10 protein-coding genes are annotated in these 16,438 nt (G+C 64.1%); 4 read left to right on the top strand and 6 right to left on the bottom strand.

What is annotated here, in order from left to right:
• Nucleotides 1–30: 30 nt before the first annotated feature.
• Nucleotides 31–1,104, top strand: coding sequence for a 3-isopropylmalate dehydrogenase (gene leuB, locus QRM89_RS08095; RefSeq protein WP_285447742.1), 1,074 nt, complete (start codon nucleotides 31–33; stop codon nucleotides 1,102–1,104).
• A 1,130-nt stretch (nucleotides 1,105–2,234) separates the two neighbouring features.
• Here leuB and QRM89_RS08090 read toward each other — a convergent pair.
• The 5 genes from QRM89_RS08090 to ilvC form a co-directional block, all read right to left on the bottom strand.
• Complete coding sequence (locus tag QRM89_RS08090; RefSeq protein WP_103700328.1) at nucleotides 2,235–3,797, bottom strand: 2-isopropylmalate synthase; 1,563 nt, start codon at nucleotides 3,795–3,797, stop codon at nucleotides 2,235–2,237.
• The gene (locus QRM89_RS08085; RefSeq protein WP_011038425.1) at nucleotides 3,794–4,912 is read right to left on the bottom strand and encodes a threonine dehydratase; all 1,119 of its coding nucleotides are present in this window, start codon (nucleotides 4,910–4,912) and stop codon (nucleotides 3,794–3,796) included. The genes QRM89_RS08090 and QRM89_RS08085 overlap by 4 nt, the downstream gene beginning before the upstream one ends.
• Nucleotides 4,913–4,987: 75 nt before the next feature.
• Nucleotides 4,988–5,245 (bottom strand): ACT domain-containing protein, encoded by a 258-nt coding sequence (locus QRM89_RS08080; protein ID WP_011038424.1) that lies wholly within the window; start codon nucleotides 5,243–5,245, stop codon nucleotides 4,988–4,990.
• Nucleotides 5,229–6,950, bottom strand: coding sequence for an acetolactate synthase 2 catalytic subunit (gene ilvG / locus QRM89_RS08075; RefSeq protein WP_042596939.1), 1,722 nt, complete (start codon nucleotides 6,948–6,950; stop codon nucleotides 5,229–5,231). The genes QRM89_RS08080 and ilvG overlap by 17 nt, the downstream gene beginning before the upstream one ends.
• Nucleotides 6,951–6,995: 45 nt before the next feature.
• Complete coding sequence (gene ilvC, locus QRM89_RS08070; RefSeq protein WP_011038422.1) at nucleotides 6,996–7,997, bottom strand: ketol-acid reductoisomerase; 1,002 nt, start codon at nucleotides 7,995–7,997, stop codon at nucleotides 6,996–6,998.
• Between the two features lie 739 nt (nucleotides 7,998–8,736).
• Between ilvC and QRM89_RS08065 the strand changes: the two genes are divergently transcribed.
• The 3 genes from QRM89_RS08065 to QRM89_RS08055 all read left to right on the top strand — a co-directional run bounded on the left by QRM89_RS08065 (nucleotide 8,737) and on the right by QRM89_RS08055 (nucleotide 14,426).
• A complete protein-coding gene (locus QRM89_RS08065; protein WP_225042425.1) occupies nucleotides 8,737–10,515 on the top strand; it encodes a peptidase in 1,779 nt (592 codons plus the stop codon).
• A gap of 276 nt (nucleotides 10,516–10,791) precedes the next feature.
• Nucleotides 10,792–12,510 (top strand): gamma-glutamyltransferase, encoded by a 1,719-nt coding sequence (ggt, locus tag QRM89_RS08060; RefSeq protein WP_285447741.1) that lies wholly within the window; start codon nucleotides 10,792–10,794, stop codon nucleotides 12,508–12,510.
• A gap of 77 nt (nucleotides 12,511–12,587) precedes the next feature.
• Nucleotides 12,588–14,426, top strand: coding sequence for a methyl-accepting chemotaxis protein (locus QRM89_RS08055; RefSeq protein ID WP_285447740.1), 1,839 nt, complete (start codon nucleotides 12,588–12,590; stop codon nucleotides 14,424–14,426).
• 12 nt (nucleotides 14,427–14,438) lie between these two features.
• Here the strand turns inward: QRM89_RS08055 and QRM89_RS08050 are convergent, their stop codons facing one another.
• Entirely contained in the window at nucleotides 14,439–16,409 is a 1,971-nt protein-coding gene (locus QRM89_RS08050) for a prolyl oligopeptidase family serine peptidase (protein ID WP_285447739.1), read from the bottom strand.
• Nucleotides 16,410–16,438 lie beyond the last annotated feature (29 nt).

The raw sequence follows: 16,438 nt of genomic DNA, 5'->3' as shown, positions 1-16,438 counted from the left end.
GGCGCTGCGGCGCCAACTCACGAGGATTGCATGAGCAAGCAGATTTTGATTCTTCCCGGCGACGGCATCGGCCCGGAAATCATGGCCGAGGCGGTCAAGGTGCTGACGCGTATCGATACCCAGCACACTCTTGGCGTCACCCTGGTGTACGACGAGCTGGGCGGCGCGGCGTACGACAAATACGGCAGCCCGCTGGCCGACGAAACGCTGGAGCGCGCACGCGCCGCCGATGCCGTGCTGTTGGGCGCGGTCGGTGGCCCGCAGTGGGACACCATCGATCCGGCACTGCGTCCGGAACGCGGCCTGCTGAAGATCCGTTCGCAACTCGGCCTGTTTGCCAACCTGCGCCCCGCGTTGCTGTATCCGCAGCTGGCCGATGCGTCCACGCTCAAGCCCGAGGTGGTTTCCGGATTGGATCTGCTGATCCTGCGCGAGCTTACTGGCGGCATTTACTTCGGCCAGCCGCGTGGCACGCGCATGCTGGACAATGGCGAGCGCCAGGCCTACGACACGTTGCCTTACAGCGAAAGCGAGATCCGCCGCATCGCCAAGGCCGGTTTCGAGATGGCCCGCCTGCGCGGCAAGAAGTTGTGCTCGGTCGACAAGGCCAATGTGCTGGCGTCCAGTCAGCTGTGGCGCGCCGTGGTCGAAGAAGTGGCTAAGGACTATCCAGATATCGCGTTGTCGCATATGTACGTGGACAACGCGGCGATGCAGCTGGTGCGCGCGCCCAAGCAGTTCGACGTGATCGTCACCGACAACATGTTCGGCGACATCCTCTCCGACCAGGCCTCGATGCTTACCGGGTCCATCGGCATGCTGCCCTCGGCTTCGCTCGATGCCAACAGCAAGGGCATGTACGAGCCGTGCCATGGCTCGGCACCGGACATTGCCGGGCAGGGCATTGCCAACCCGTTGGCCACGATCCTGTCGGTCGCCATGATGTTGCGCTACACATTTGCCCAGGCGGCAGCGGCCGATGCGATCGAGGCAGCTGTGGGCAAGGTGCTCGATCAGGGACTGCGCACGGCCGACATCTGGTCGGAAGGCACCACCAAGGTGGGCACGGCTGCGATGGGTGATGCGGTGGTGGCTGCGCTGTAACGGCTTGCCGACCAATCCGGCTTGGTCTTCAGTGTCCACGGCGAGCCGCCCTTGTCGGCTTTGCTGAGGGCTTTTGATTAGAGAGGCGGCCATCGTTCGTTGGGGCGGTGGTCGCTTTCTTGTCTGCGTCTCACGATACGAGTGCAAGTGCAAGTGCAAGTGCAAGTGCAAGTGCAAGTGCAAGTGCAAGCGTAAGTGCTTGCATGCGTAGTTGTGTACGTAATGGTGCAGTTGCACTGCACGTTGGCCGTGTGCGCGGCAGTAGGTCCGGCCCCGGGACACGCCGTAAATCCGTCCATGGAGGCTCAGTGGCGGCATCCATGCCGCCACATGGTCCCGCCGCCAGACCCACCGCCGCTCTGTGGCTATCGCGCTGTCTGAGCGAAGAAAGAAGAGCGAAGAAAGAAGGGCTGCTTGCGTAGCTTCTGCTCACGCTATTTCGAGGCAAAGAAGGAAATGCGCCGCGTGCAGAGATGCACCTTTGCCGCTCGGCTGCGCACAACAATGACGAAGCCATGGCTACGTAGGAGCGCACTTGTGCGCGATGGAGCGTTCCGGTAAAGCCCATCGCGCACAAGTGCGCTCCTACAAAATGCTAGGTCCAGGTGTCCCATCCCGCATACGTGGATGGCCCAGAGTGGCCCGTTCGCCTCTCCAGCAATCGTGGCAGGTCAGCACGTCGCGCTGCAGGCACGCCTTGATGATCAGCAACATTTCTCCGCCACGCTGACCGCGAAATGCACCACGTGCTGCGATGCGCCTCTGCTAATCGACTGTGCACAACCGTACCGAAGCCATGGCCTCGTAGGAGCGCACTTGTGCGCGATGAAGCTTTCCCATCAATCCCGTCGGGCACAAGTGCGCTCCTACGAAACGCGAGGAAATGGCCCGTGATGGCACTCTCCCACTGCGAGCAGTGCGCCGAAGCACAGCACATGTTGCCCGCAGGCGCTGTGCGCGAACATGCTGGTTGTTGTGGCAAAGAATCCACTCGCCGCTGCGAGCTAGCGTCATCACCATACTTGAGCACCCAAAACTAGCGGAAGCACAAACGCAAAACGGCCAGCGTATGACTCGCTGGCCGTTTTGCTGACGTCATCGTGTCGCCGACGCCGTACCCAAACCGCGCGTTACGCTACCGCCGCCGTCTTCCCCGCCACCACGCCGCGCTCGCGCTGACGCAGCAGGCGGTTGGCAACATCCAGCCAGGCCAGGGCGCTGGCCTCGATGATGTCCTTGCTGGTGCCGGTGCCTTCGTATTCCACGCCGTCGTGGCGCACGCTCAGGCTGGCTTCGCCGCGGGCATCGGCGCCGATGCCTACGCTGTGGACCTGGTAGCTGTCCAATTCCAACTTTACCCCTGTGGCCGATGCCAGCGCACCGAATAGCGCGTCCACCGGGCCATTGCCTTGCGCTGTTTCCGCGACGCGGTTGCCGTCCGGGTCGGAGAGTTCGACCAGTGCATTGGCGCGGCTGCCGACATCGCTGATGGTCATCGAGGCCAGGCGGTAGCCTTCCTGCACGGTGGCGTCCTGCATCAAGGCCTGCAGGTCGGCGTCGGTGACGACGCGCTGCTTTTCGCACAATGCCTTGAACTGCTCGAACACCAGCTTGACCTCATCTTCCTCCAGCAAGTAACCCAGGGCACGCAGGCGCTGTTCCACTGCAGCGCGGCCGCTGTGGCGGCCCAGCACCATCTGCGACGACTCCCAGCCCACATCTTCCGGGCGCATGATTTCGTAGGTGCCGCGGTGGCGCAGCATGCCGTGCTGGTGGATGCCCGACTCATGCGCGAACGCGTTGCCGCCCACCACCGCCTTGTTGCGCTGTACCGGCATGCCGACCAAACGCTGCAACAGCTGCGAGGTGGAGACGATGCGCGGCGTATTGATTGCGGTGTCCAGGTTGTAGAACGCACCACGCACCTTCAGGGCCATGGTGATTTCTTCCAGCGCGCAATTGCCGGCGCGTTCGCCGATGCCGTTGATGGTGCATTCCACCTGGCGTGCGCCGCCTTCGATTGCGGCCAGCGAGTTGGCAACCGCCAGGCCCAGGTCGTTGTGGCAGTGCGCGCTGAAGATGACCTTCTCGGCACCTTCGACGCTGGCGATCAGCCGCGAGAACATGCCGCGGATTTCTTCCGGCGTGGTGAAACCCACCGTGTCCGGCAGGTTGATCGTGGTTGCACCGGCGGCGATGGCCACGCGTGTCACTTCGGCCAGGAAATCTTCTTCGGTGCGCGTGGCATCTTCAGCCGAGAACTCGATGTCGTCGATGTAGCCGCGCGCCAGCGTCACGTGCTTGTGCACTGATTCCAGCACCTGCTCGCGGCTCATGCGCAGCTTGTGCTCGCGGTGCAGCGGGCTGGTGGACAGGAATACATGCAGGCGCGGGTTGGCGGCCGCTTCCAGTGCACGGGCAGAGATCTCGATATCGGCCTGCAGGCAGCGCGACAGCACCGCCAGGGTGGGGCGGCGCAATTCGCGGCCCATCATCGCTACCGCTTCGCGGTCGGAATGCGAGCTGGCCGGGAAACCGGTTTCGATGATGTCCACGCCAAGCGCGTCCAGCGCGCGCGCCATGACCAGCTTTTGCTGGGGCGTCATGCTGCAGCCGGGGGATTGCTCGCCGTCGCGCAGGGTGGTGTCGAAAATTCGGATATGCGGGGTCTGGTTGGATACGGTCGTGTTCACCAGGAAGACTCCTCTACTGCGATGGCGGTGACAGGCGTTGATGCGACTGCGGATGGGCGGGGAATGGCAATGGATGGCGGTGATGCTTTGGTGCTGCGTTCGTTGCGGAGCCGCTCGGTATTGCGACGGCGCGGCTTGCGTGGTGGACGCGGCCGCACCTCAGACAACAGGGTGGCCAGGACAGTTGCGTCGATATTACCGCCAGAGACCACCGCACATTTACGTTTGCCGGAAACACGGCGACCGGCGGCCAGCGCGAGTGCGCCGGCGCCTTCGGCAATGACGTGCTCTTCCAGCGCCAGACGCACCAGCGTCTCGCGCAATTCGGCCTCGCGCACGATCACCACGTCGTCGAGCAGGCTCGAGCACAGACGACGGGTCAGGAAGCCGGGAATCTTGACCTTCACGCCATCGGCCAGGGTGGCGACCGGGGTGATTTCGCGTAGGTCGCCGCGCACGGCGCGGGCCATGGAGTCCACGCCTTCCACCTGCGCGCCGACGATGCGTACGCCCTGTGACTTCAGCGCCAACGCCACGCCGGAGGCCAGGCCGCCGCCGCCGATCGGCACGATCACCACATCCGGTGCATGTGCGGCCAGTTCGATACCCACCGTGCCTTGTCCGGCGATCACATCCGGGTCGTCGAACGCAGACAGAAAGCGATAGCCGTTCTGGTCGGCCAGCTCGCGCGCAAAGGCGAAGGCTTCGTCGTAACTGTTGCCGTGCTGGCGCACCGTGGCGCCCCAGTGGGCCACGCCGGCGATCTTGGTCTGCGGCGCACCGTGCGGCATCACCGTGATGGCCTGCACGCCCAACCGATACGCTGACCACGCCACGCCCTGGGCATGGTTGCCGGCCGAGGCGCAGATCACCGGGCGCTCATCCCCGCGCTCCAGCCCGGCCAGCAGCGCATTCAACGCGCCACGTACTTTGTAGGAACCGGTGCGCTGCAGGTTTTCCAGCTTCAGCCACACGCCGAAGCGTTCGGCGTAATGCAGTGGTGTAGGCGAGAGGTACTTGCGCAGGCGTGCCTGCGCGGCCAGCACGTCGGCGACGCTGACGGCGACCTCGCCTACGTCTGGCTCCTGCGTGGTCGGGCGGCCGGAATCAGGCATTGCGGCACGCGCGCGGCCGATCCGGAAGAAGACACCTCCGAACAGCCATCTGGTCATCCCGCGAGGTCTGCAGGCTCATGCGGCCGCCTCCACCGAGTCCAATGCCGTGATCGCCACCGACTCGCAGTCGTACACTTTTTCCAACTGCAGGCGCAGCGTTTCCGGCGGGCGCGTGCTGTCCACGTCCAGTTGCAGATGCCAGCGGCCGGCATCGTCCGGCGCGGCGGCGCCCTGGATGGCGCACGGGCGGAAGCCACGCCGTTCGGTCATGCCGATCACGCGCACCAGCGCGCCTTCGGCCGGCTTCAGCACCAGATCAAGCCGGTAACGCATGAGGGGTCTCCTTGGCCGCATGTGCGGGATTGCTGTCCAGCATGGTGCTGTTGGCGTTGTTGGGCGGCACCAGCGGCCACACGTTGGCGCGTGCATCGATGGCCACATGCAGCAGGCCCGGGCCGGGCTGCGCCAGCAACTCGGCCAGCGCGGCGTCCACATCGCCGCGCGCAATGATGCGCTTGGCCGGGATGCCGAATACCTGCGCCAACGCGGCGAAATCCGGGTTGTCGGAGAGGTCGATCTCGCTGTAGCGCTCGGCGAAGAACAGCTCCTGCCACTGCCGCACCATGCCCAGCGAGCTGTTATCCAGCAGCACGATCTTCACCGGCAACTTGCAACGCGCAATCGTCACCAGCTCCTGCACATTCATCATGAAGCTGCCGTCGCCAGAGACCAGCACCACGGTGCGGTCCGGGCAGGCGAATTGCGCGCCCATCGCCGCCGGCAGGCCGAAGCCCATGGTGCCGAGCGCGCCGCTGGTGAGATGGTTGCGTGGGTCGTTGAAGCGGCAATGCTGCGCAACCCACATCTGATGCTGGCCGACATCGCAGGCAATGATGGTGTCGGCCGGAGCCACTTCGCTCAGGCGCTTCAGCAGTGCCGGTGCGTAGATATCGGTGCCCGGTGCGTCATAGCGCGCGCCGAACTTTTCACGGTTGGCAAAACAGCGCGTGCGCCAGGCCTGGCAATTGGCACGTGCCGCGCTCAATGCCTTCAGGCTGGTGGCTACATCGCCGGGCACCGCCACATCGGCGGTGCGCAGCTTGGAAATTTCATACGCGTCGGCATCCAGGTGGATGACGCGCGCAAATGGTGCAAATTCGCTCAGTTTGCCGGTGGCGCGGTCATCGAACCGGGCGCCGACCACCACCAGCAGATCGCATTCCTGGATGGCCATGTTCGCCGCGCGCGTGCCGTGCATGCCCAACATGCCCAGGTAGTCCGGGTGGGCATGCGGTAATGCGCCCAGGCCGCGCAAGGTCAGCGCGGTCGGGATGCCGGTGGCTTCCACGAAGCGACGGAAGGCCTCCACCGCACCTGCCAGCGCAATGCCGCCACCGCCGTAGACCACCGGGCGTTCGGCGCTGGCGATCGCCGCCAACGCTTCGGCCAACTTGGCGTCCTGCGGTGCCGGCGGAGGCAGCACCTGCGCCGGCACGTGGTCGGGCAGATGCGAGGCATCGGCAATCTGCACGTCCTTGGGCAGGTCGATCAGCACCGGCCCAGGACGCCCCTCGCGTGCAATTCGAAACGCCTCGCGCACCATCTCCGGCAACTCATCCACGCTGCGCACCAGAAAGCTGTGCTTGACGATCGGCATGGTCATACCGAACACGTCCAGTTCCTGGAACGCATCGGTGCCCAGCAAGGGCGTGGCGACCTGGCCGGTCAGGCACACCATCGGCACCGAGTCGAGCATGGCGTCGGCGATGCCGGTGACCAGGTTGGACGCGCCTGGGCCTGAGGTGGCCACGCACACGCCGACACGGCCACTGGCACGGGCGAACCCGTTGGCCGCCAATGCGGCACCTTGTTCATGACGCACCAGGATGTGCTTGAGCTTGGAATCCACCAGGGCGTCGTAGAACGGCATGATGGTGCCGCCCGGATAGCCGAACAGCGTTTCCACGCCCTCGGCTTCCAGGGCCTGCGTCAGCCAGCGCGCGCCATTGCGGGGCTTGCTGTGTGCGGAGGTGTTCATGCGTTGTGCGGACCTTTCGGTTAAACGGTGGGGGAGGCGGCGGCGTTACGCCGCCTGTTGCTTGGCAGGTGTAGCGGCGGCCTGCTGCTCACCATTGAGCCATACCATCTTGGCGCGCAATTTCTTGCCCACTTCTTCGATCGGGTGCTCCAGATCGGCCTGCTTGAACTTGGTGTAGTTCGGCAGGCCGGCTTCGTATTCGGCCACCCAGTTCTTGGTGAAGGTGCCGTTCTGGATGTCGGTCAGCACATCTTTCATGCGTGCCTTGGTGCTGGCATCGATGACGCGGGGGCCGCTGACGTAGTCGCCGTATTGCGCGGTTTCGGAGACGAATTCCAGCATGCGGGTGATGCCACCTTCGTAGAACAGGTCCACGATCAGCTTCAGTTCGTGCAGCACCTCGTAATAGGCAATTTCCGGCTGATAACCAGCTTCCACCAGCACTTCGAAGCCCGCCTGCACCAGCGAGGACGCACCACCGCACAGCACCGCCTGCTCACCGAACAGATCGGTTTCGGTCTCTTCCTTGAAGGTGGTCTTGATGATGTTGGCGCGCGCGCCGCCCAGGCCGCCGGCGTAGGTGAGCGCGAACTGCTCGGCCTTGCCACTGGTGTCCTGGTAGACCGCATAGATGCACGGCACGCCGCGGCCAATTTCATATTCGCGACGCACCAGTGCGCCCGGGCCCTTCGGCGCGACCAGCACCACGTCCAGATCTGCACGCGGCTTGATCATGTCGAAATGCACGTTCAGGCCGTGCGCAAACAGCAGGCAGGCGCCTTGCTTCATGTTCGGCGCAATGACCTCTTCATAGAGCTTCTTCTGCACCATGTCCGGGGTCAGCACCGCGACCAGATCAGCGGTCTTTACCGCTTCGGCCGGCGCAACGACGGTGAAGCCATCGGCCTGGGCCTTGGCTTCGGTGGGGCCACCGGGGCGCAGGCCAACGGTGACGTCGAAGCCGGAATCGCGCAGGTTCAGCGCATGCGCGCGGCCCTGGCTGCCGTAGCCGATGATCGCGATGGTCGGTTGGGTGTCGTTGCTCATTGAAAATCCTTGCGGTGTGGGCAGTGGGAAAGGAATCAGCCGGCAGTGGAGATACGTACTGGCCGAAAGTGGGGAATCACAACGGCGTCGTCCATGCAGGGATGCACCTCGCCGCGTGTTGCGGCGTTGCTGAAGCACTCTGCGGTGGTGGAGATGGCGTTGTTCATGTCATTCGAAACTTTTGGTGGTCCCTGAAACGCGAAACCCCGCGCCGTTGCCGGTGCGGGGTCTGATCGAAGCCTTGTGTGTCTGTTGCCTACACGAAGCCGCGTCCCGCACCGGTTGGCGAGGTAATAAGTACGAGCGCGAGAAGCGAAGCTGCCGACGCGCCGAAGGGCGCGGTCAGGAGGGCGTTCGTGGTGGCGGTGTGTTGCGGCATGGTGGAGAGATAAACATCGCCCTATCGGCATGTCAACTCTTGCGTTTGAAACTTCCTGGGGCGGGCATGAAGGCGCCTGCCTCGCCTGCCTGCGCATTCACAATCCGAATGGCCTGGAGCGGAGCGACTGGCCGGATCCAGGTGCGGCACCGGCTGCCTGCACTACCGGCTCGGGCCGGGGGGCTACTGTACTGGTTTGCGACCCGTATCTCGGTCAGCCTGATTTGCAAAGCGTCGGGCAGTCGGCTCCCGTCTGTGCGTTGTGGGTGGGGGATCTTGAACGCTGGGTTATAGTCAAATCGGATACACGGCCCGGTCCAGCCAATCGTGCGCAATGTTCAGTGCTTATGGTCTTGCAGCATGTTGCTTGCTGCTGTCCTTTCGTTCACCGATGTCTGTGCAGCTGTTGCAATCAGTCCTCTGCAACAGCAGGACATGGCTGCCAACGCGACGGCCTTCTTCCCGTCTGTGGCGGACGAGCAGATTGAACGCGCTGCGTTGTCGCGTTCATTAGAGGATGCCAGGCAACATCAGAATGGTGGTTCCTTCGAAAGGTTCTCCGTGTTTGAGGAACTGTTTGGGCGATGTTTGAAGCATCACGGCTATTTCCAGTTGCTGAGCTCGCAGAATACCGGCGATGCGGCTGCCAGCGAATCGCTTGATCGAGTGGACGAGATCTGCGAGGCGGCGTCGAATGATGCCAGGAGCGTTTTGCTTGCGACGCCCGACAGTGAGCCGTGGACCAGGCGCTACTTATCGTTGCGTGAACGCGCTGAGCGCGCACGCGCGCATGCAGTCAAGGAAGATGCCAAAGCGCTTGCGGACACCGCGTCCGATAATATCGACCGTCTTTCCCGGTTGCATGGCCTGATACTTCAAACACCACCGTTTGAACGGATTGCCGCGGGCCGGCGGCATCTGGACGCGTATTTCGATTACATCACGCTGATGCGCGATCCAGAGCCCGCGGTCAGACGGCAGGCCTGGTTCGCCTACTGGAAAGGCATCCGTGCGCGGAGCCAGCCTTTCGCGGAAATTCTGCTCGGCATCGTTCAGAACGAACAGGCCATTGCACATGCAAAGGGATATGCCGATGCGCCGGCATCGCGGTACGCAGCGATGGGTCTCGACAGGGAGGCGGTTGAGGCTTCCCTGCACGCCATGGCGCGTCATGCCTCGTCCTGGCAAGCGTATTCGGTCTTGCAGGGCAGTGTGCCCTGGGACAGGGTCGCACCGCCAAATCGTTTCACGCATCACCTCACTCTTCACGAGCTAGCTCAGGTTGGGGTGCGCGCCGTTGCTCCGCTCGGCGACAATCACGCGGGTCAATTGTTGCGTCTACTCGACTCAGACAACGGTCGTATGGATATCTCTCAACAACGACGTGCACGGGCCATGGACGCGTTCTCGATCACGGCGCCGGGAGCGCCGTCGGTCCTGTTCGTAGGATACCGTCGTGACGATCTTGAAAGCGATGTGGAGGTGATTCATGAAGCCGCCCATGCAGTCCACGGCGAGCTGATGAATGAAGCGGGCACTTCGCCGCTGACGCGCAACGGCCCTTCCTGGATGATGGAATCCTTTGCCATCCTGGACGAACTGCTTTTCAGACAGCAACTGGCCCAGGAGGCCAGAACCCCGCAAGCGCGCGACTATTATCTTCGCTCGTTGATCGATGATCTGGCACTGCAGCTGTTTACTTCGGCAGAAGAAGCGCAGCTTGAGCTGGCCATTTACGATGGTGTTGCAAGTGGTTCGCTAAACAGCGCTGACGATTTGAATGCAGTGACCGATCAAGTCCTGTCACATTACGAGCGTAGCTCATCGTCCGATGCCGAGTTGGGTATGACGTGGGCCACAAAGCGTTTGTTTTATCAGGATCCAATGTATCTCACCAACTATCTGTATGCGGGGTTGGTCGCAGTCAAATTATTGTCGTTGACTCACGCGGAGGATGCTACGTTTCAAGCGCGCTATCGGGCGTTGGAGGAGCAGGGCTTCGGCAGAGATCCCGTGCGCGCACTCGAGGAGACGCTTGGCGGGCAGATTGACTGGAATCGACTGATCGATGAGGACATCGTTTTTTTCGATCACCAGGTAGATGCGCTTCGGGCGCTGCGCAGTGGACAGGCACATTGAGCGTGGCTCATCACACGGGGCAACCGGTGGCTTGCTGGTTGAATGCGGTGCCCTAATTCTGGTGGGTGCGCGTGCGGCAGGTCGCCTGGAGCGTGAGCCGCGCTTGCCGGAGTGTTTCGCGATTGGATTTTTAACTTGTCGTCACGCACGCATCGCGATTCGCGCACTCGTTAGGGTAAGACCAGCGGCAATCACGGCATGCTCAGGCGAAGCTGCAAGCTGCAAGCTGCAAAGCCTGATCGGCTAAGCTTGGGGAAACTCGGGAGATGGCTGTTTATGGCTTTTCAACGCGCTTCATCGCTCGCACTGCTGGGTGCATTGCTTACGACGTCCTTGTCCGTCGGCGCCGCCGACCGGATTACCGGGCAGGGCTTTGCCACCCGCTCGGAAGTGATCGCCCCGCATGCTATGGCGGCGACCTCGCAGCCGCTTGCAACGCAGATCGCATTGGATGTGATGAAGGACGGCGGCTCGGCGGTGGATGCGGCGATCGCTGCCAATGCCGCACTGGGCCTGATGGAGCCGACCGGCAACGGGGTGGGCGGGGATCTGTTCGCGATCGTGTGGGACCCCAAGACCAACAAGCTCTACGGCTACAACGGATCGGGCCGCTCGCCGAAGTCGCTCACCTTGGCCGAGTTTCAGCGCCGGGGGTTGAAGGACATTCCGCCGACCGGGCCGCTGCCGGTGTCGGTGCCGGGCGCGGTGGACGGCTGGTTCGCGTTGCACGGGCGTTTCGGTCACAAGCCGATGGCGCAGGACCTGGCGCCGGCGATCCGCTACGCGCGTGAGGGGCACCCGGTTGCCGAAACGATCGCCTATTACTGGGACCGCTCCGTGCCGCGGTTGTCGCAGTACCCCGGCTTCAAGGAGCAGTTCACCATCGACGGGCATGCCCCGCGCAAGGGCGAACTGTGGAAGAACCCGAACCTGGCCAATACCTTGCAGCAGATCGCCGATGGCGGGCGCGACGCGTTCTATAAGGGCGAGATCGCGCGCACCATCGGTGCCTACTTCAAGGCCAATGGCGGCTTTCTGAGCTATGAGGATCTGGCCAGCCACCAGGGCGAATGGGTCGAGCCGGTCAGCACCAATTACCGCGGCTATGACGTCTGGGAACTGCCGCCCAACAGCCAGGGCATCGCCGCGTTGCAGATGCTCAATATCCTGGAAGGCTACGACTTCTCCAAGATCGGCTTTGGCTCGACCGAGCATGTGCACCTGTTCACCGAGGCCAAGAAGCTGGCCTTTGCCGACCGCGCACGCTTCTATGCCGATCCGGCCTTTCAGCCGGCGCCGCTGGCCAAGCTGATTTCCAAAGACTATGCCGCGCAGCGCCGCGCGCTGATCTCGATGGACAAGGCCTTGAAGGAAGCGCAGCCGGGCACGCCCAAGCAGCTGGAGGAGGGCGATACCATCTACATGACCGTGGCCGATGCCGACGGAATGATGGTTTCGCTGATCCAGTCCAACTACCGTGGCATGGGCAGCGGCATGGCGCCGCCGGGACTGGGCTTCATCCTGCAGGATCGCGGCGAGATGTTCGTGCTGAAGAAGGGCCACCCCAACGGCTACGCTCCGGGCAAGCGCCCGTTCCAGACCATCATCCCGGCGTTCGTCACCAAAGACGGTAAGCCGTGGCTGAGCTTTGGGGTGATGGGCGGGGCGATGCAGCCGCAGGGCCATGTGCAGATCGTCATGAACCTGGTGGACTTCCATATGAATCTGCAGGAAGCCGGCGATGCACCGCGCATCCAGCATGAAGGCTCCACCGAGCCCACCGGCCAGGCCACGGCGATGAGCGATGGCGGCGAAGTCAATCTGGAGACCGGGTTCTCCTACGACACCATTCGCGCACTGATGCGCAAAGGCCATCGGGTGATCTTTGCGGACGGCCCGTATGGCGGCTATCAGGCGATCGCCCGCGACCCGGGCAATGGCGTGTATTACGGCGCGTCGGAAAGCCGCAAGGACGGGCAGGCCGCCGGTTACTGAGCCAACCGCCACGGATGAGTGCGCCTCAACTCTGCCTTACGCGCGCCGCTAACCATACCGATGGACTAGGAATCCCCATGAGCTCGATGCACTCGCCTGACCTGCCGTCACACACGCGTGCGGCCCTGCTCCCCGACGCGCCGGTCGCCTTGCTGCGGCTGTCGGCCGAGGCATGTGTGGTGGCCTGCAATCGCGCCGGCCTGGACGTGCTGGGCAAGACCGCCAACGAACTGGAAGGCTTGCCGGCATCGGTGCTGTGGGGATTGAGCGCCTCCGACCTGGTTGGCGACGAAGGGGTGTGGGCGGCACCGGGCGACGACCCGGCCCGGCGCGTGCGTTACATCCGCGACCGCGAGCATGGCGGCTGGATGCTGTCGTTGCCGCACGTCGAAACCGCAATCTTGTTGCGCGAAGCCACGCGGCTGGCCGACGGTAGCCGCCCGGTGCCGATCTCGCCGCTGCTGCAGCCGCTGGTGGCACGCCTGCAGGCCGAGCACGAAGACCGCACGGTGCTGGAGCGCACTGCGCAGGCGCTGGCCGGCTGCGAGCTGGAACTGCTGCTCCCGCCGGGCCTGGCAGACACTGACATGGGCCGCCGGCTGCAGGCCGGCTTCGGCAATCTGGCCGAAGCGATCCGCCAGGCGGTCGCGCTGTCGGTGCAGATCGCCGCTGAAGTGCCGCCGTTGGTGGCCGAAAACGACGAGATGGTGCGCCAATCGCAGGCGCAGACCGAGGCGCTGGACGGCGCCCGCACGGCCGTGGAGCGTCTGTCGTCGAGTCTGCAGGACGTCAATGCCGAACTGGCCCAGGTGATCGCGCTGGCCGCCAGCGCCGATGACAGCGCGCGCCAGGGCGTGGCCGCGGCACACGCGCTGGGCCAGGCCATGCACGAGGTGGAGCGTCGCGCCGCACGTGCCGGCGAGGTCATCGAGGTCATCGACTCGGTGGCGTTCCAGACCAATATCCTGTCGATCAACGCCAGCATCGAAGCGGCGCACGCCGGCGATGCCGGGCGCGGCTTTGCGGTGGTCGCCACCGAGATCCGCCGTCTGGCCGAACGTGCCGCTGCAGCGGCGCGCGATGTGCGCGCGATCCTGGCCGAAACCAGCGCTGCGGTGGGCGAGGGCGCGGCCTCCGCGCGTGGCACCGAGGCGGTGCTCGATGGCATCACCCGCGTGCTTGGGCAGGCCAGTAGCGCAATGACCACGGTAGCCGGGCGCATCCAGGCGCAGGATGGCGAAATCCGCGGGATCGAGCGTGCGGTGGATGGCGTGGTGGCGCTGGGGCGCAGCAATCTGCAGCACGCCGCGCATGTGGCCGAACGCAGCGAAGCGCTGGAGCGCGGCACCGAAACGCTGCGCGACTGCGTGGGCCTATTCCGGCTGCCGGCCGATCCGTTGCAGGTGCCACGGCATGCGCGGGTCAAGGAACTGGCGGTGGCCACCGCCGGGCGCATCGGCACCGCGTTGGCGCAGGCCATTGCGCGCGGTCAGATCGACGAAGCAGCGTTATTTGCGCGTACCTACACGCCGATTCCGGGTGTGGAGCCGGCCAAGTTCAGCACGGCGTTCGATGGCGTCTGTGATCAGATTCTGCCTGCCTTGCAGGAACCGTTACTGGATGCGCACGCGTGGATCGTCTTTGCGATCTGCGCCAATCCCGACGGCTATGTGCCCACCCACAACCTGCGCTTCACCCAGCCGCTAACCGGCGATGCCAAGCGTGACCTGGTCGGCAACCGCACCAAGCGCAAGTTCACCGACCGTGTCGGCCGCAGCGTCGGCGCGCATACCGACCCGTACCGCCTGCAGGTCTATCGCCGCGACACCGGGCAGATCATGTTCGATCTGTCCGCGCCGATCTTCGTCGGCCGCAAGCACTGGGGCGGCCTGCGGGTGGGCTATACGCTGGAGTAACCGCCACCGCGCTTACTGCGGCGCGGTAGAGGCCGTGCGGGCGGGCGATGCAGGCACGGGGTTGCCCAACTGCTCGGCAAGGAAACGTTCCAGCGTGCGATAGAACGCAATCTGATTGGCGTCCTTGTAGAAACCGTGCCCTTCTTTTGGGACGGCCATCCACTGCGGTGCATTGCCACTGCGCGTCAATGCCGCACGCAAGCTCTTGGCCTGCGCGAATGGCGCACGCTCGTCTTCTTCGCCGTGTACCAGCAACACCGGGACCTTGATCCGGTCGGCCAGGCTCACCGGCGAATGCGCCGCAAGATCGGCGGCGTCACGGCCGATGGCGCGTTCCAGATAATTCATGCCGTAGTCGCTGCGGTTGATGTCGCCCTTGCTGTACATCATCTGCAAATCGTAGATGCCGGCCAGGCCAACTGCGCAGCGGAACAACTCTGGAGCCTTGACCTGCACCATCATCGCTGCATACGCACCAAAGCTGGCGCCATAGCTGCAGATGCGTGACTGATCGGCCAGCCCTTGCGCAACCGCCCAGCGCACGCCGTCGACCAGATCGTCCTGGATGCGTTCGCCCCACTGCCGGTAGCCGGCGCGCTCGAAGTTGTGGCCGCGGCCGTGGCCGCCACGGTAGTTGACCTGCAACACCAGATAGCCGCGGCTGGCCAGGAACTGCGCGTCGGTATCGAACGCCCAGCCATCGCCGTCGGCATGCGGGCCGCCGTGCGGCAGCAGGATCATCGGCAACGGCGTGCCCTTGGCGGCAGTGTTCGGCACGGTCAGCACACCGTCCAGGGTCAATCCATCGCGTGCCTGGAAGGTCACCATGCGCCGTTCGCTCATCTGCGCCGGCTGCAACGCGTTGCGCGCCTTGACGACCAATTTGAGGGTATTGCTCGTGCGGTTGAAGATGTACCAGTCTCCGGCGTTGCGATCGCTGTAGGCGTGCAGCAAGAGACCGTTGCCGTCTTCGGTGAAATTGATGAAATCCACGTACTGGCCGGCCAGCGTTTCACTCAGGCTGCGGTGCAGTCGCGCTTCGGCGCTGTCGTCGAGGTACTGCAGTTTCGGCTTTCCCGGCCCGAGCCTGGCCGCAAACGGCGGTTGCGGCATTGGCCCCCACTGCAAGTCGTCCACGGTGTAGAACGGGTCCGCTGCAAGCACGCTGCGTTGCTGGCCATCGAGCGTGCTGGACACCAGCGCTGCAGGCCCACCGGCGTCGTTGTACCAGCCGTACACGCGGCCCGGCTGGCTGGCAAATGCGAATGGGCGCCAGTTTGCTTGCACCTGTTGCAGGGCTGCCCAACCGTTGCCGTTACGGCGATACAACAGTGAATTGTCGTTGTCATCGGTGCCGTAGGCGTACTGCGCGACACCGGCGTTGTCGAGCACGAAGCGCAGGTCGGGCACGTCGATGTCGGCCATCAGCCGATGCGTGGTGGTCGTGGTGTCGACGTCGTAGAGCATCGAGTGGCGCGAATCCAGCGACAGGCGACGCATGTAGAAGTGGCCGTTGGGATGGGCCGGCAACCCTTCAATATAGCCGAAGCCGCGCTCCAGGCCGGCATTGCGGGTGCTCTGCAGGTAGCCGTAGACATAGCGCTGGTTGCTGCCATCCAGATCGGTGGCAATGATTTCGCCCATCGGCAGCGGTTCTTCCAGCGAGCCGAGCTTGCGGCCCTTGCCGATGACCAGCCGCCTGTCACTGACCCAGGCAATCCGCACCGGCAGCTCGTAACGCGGCAGGCGCAGCATGGTGGTGGATTGCATGTCCGCAATCCGGTAGACCACCAAGGCGTAGCTGCCTTCGCCGAGATCGGCGCTCACCGCCAGATGTTTTCCATCCGGCGACATCGATGGCGAGGAAATCGGGCCGGATTCGACGAAGGCCTCCGCCGGCGGCGCGGGCTGGGCGCACGCCTGACCGCCGAACCACATCAACAGCATTGCTGCCGCCCAGGCACACTTCTGCGTTCCCTGCATTTGCGTCATCCATCCCCTGTTTGCTGAAC

The organism is Xanthomonas sp. LMC-A-07, from assembly GCF_030208825.1.
Taxonomy (GTDB): Bacteria; Pseudomonadota; Gammaproteobacteria; order Xanthomonadales; family Xanthomonadaceae; genus Xanthomonas; species Xanthomonas campestris.
Note: the sequence above shows the minus strand (reverse complement) of the source record. Positions and strands in the feature narration are given on the sequence as shown.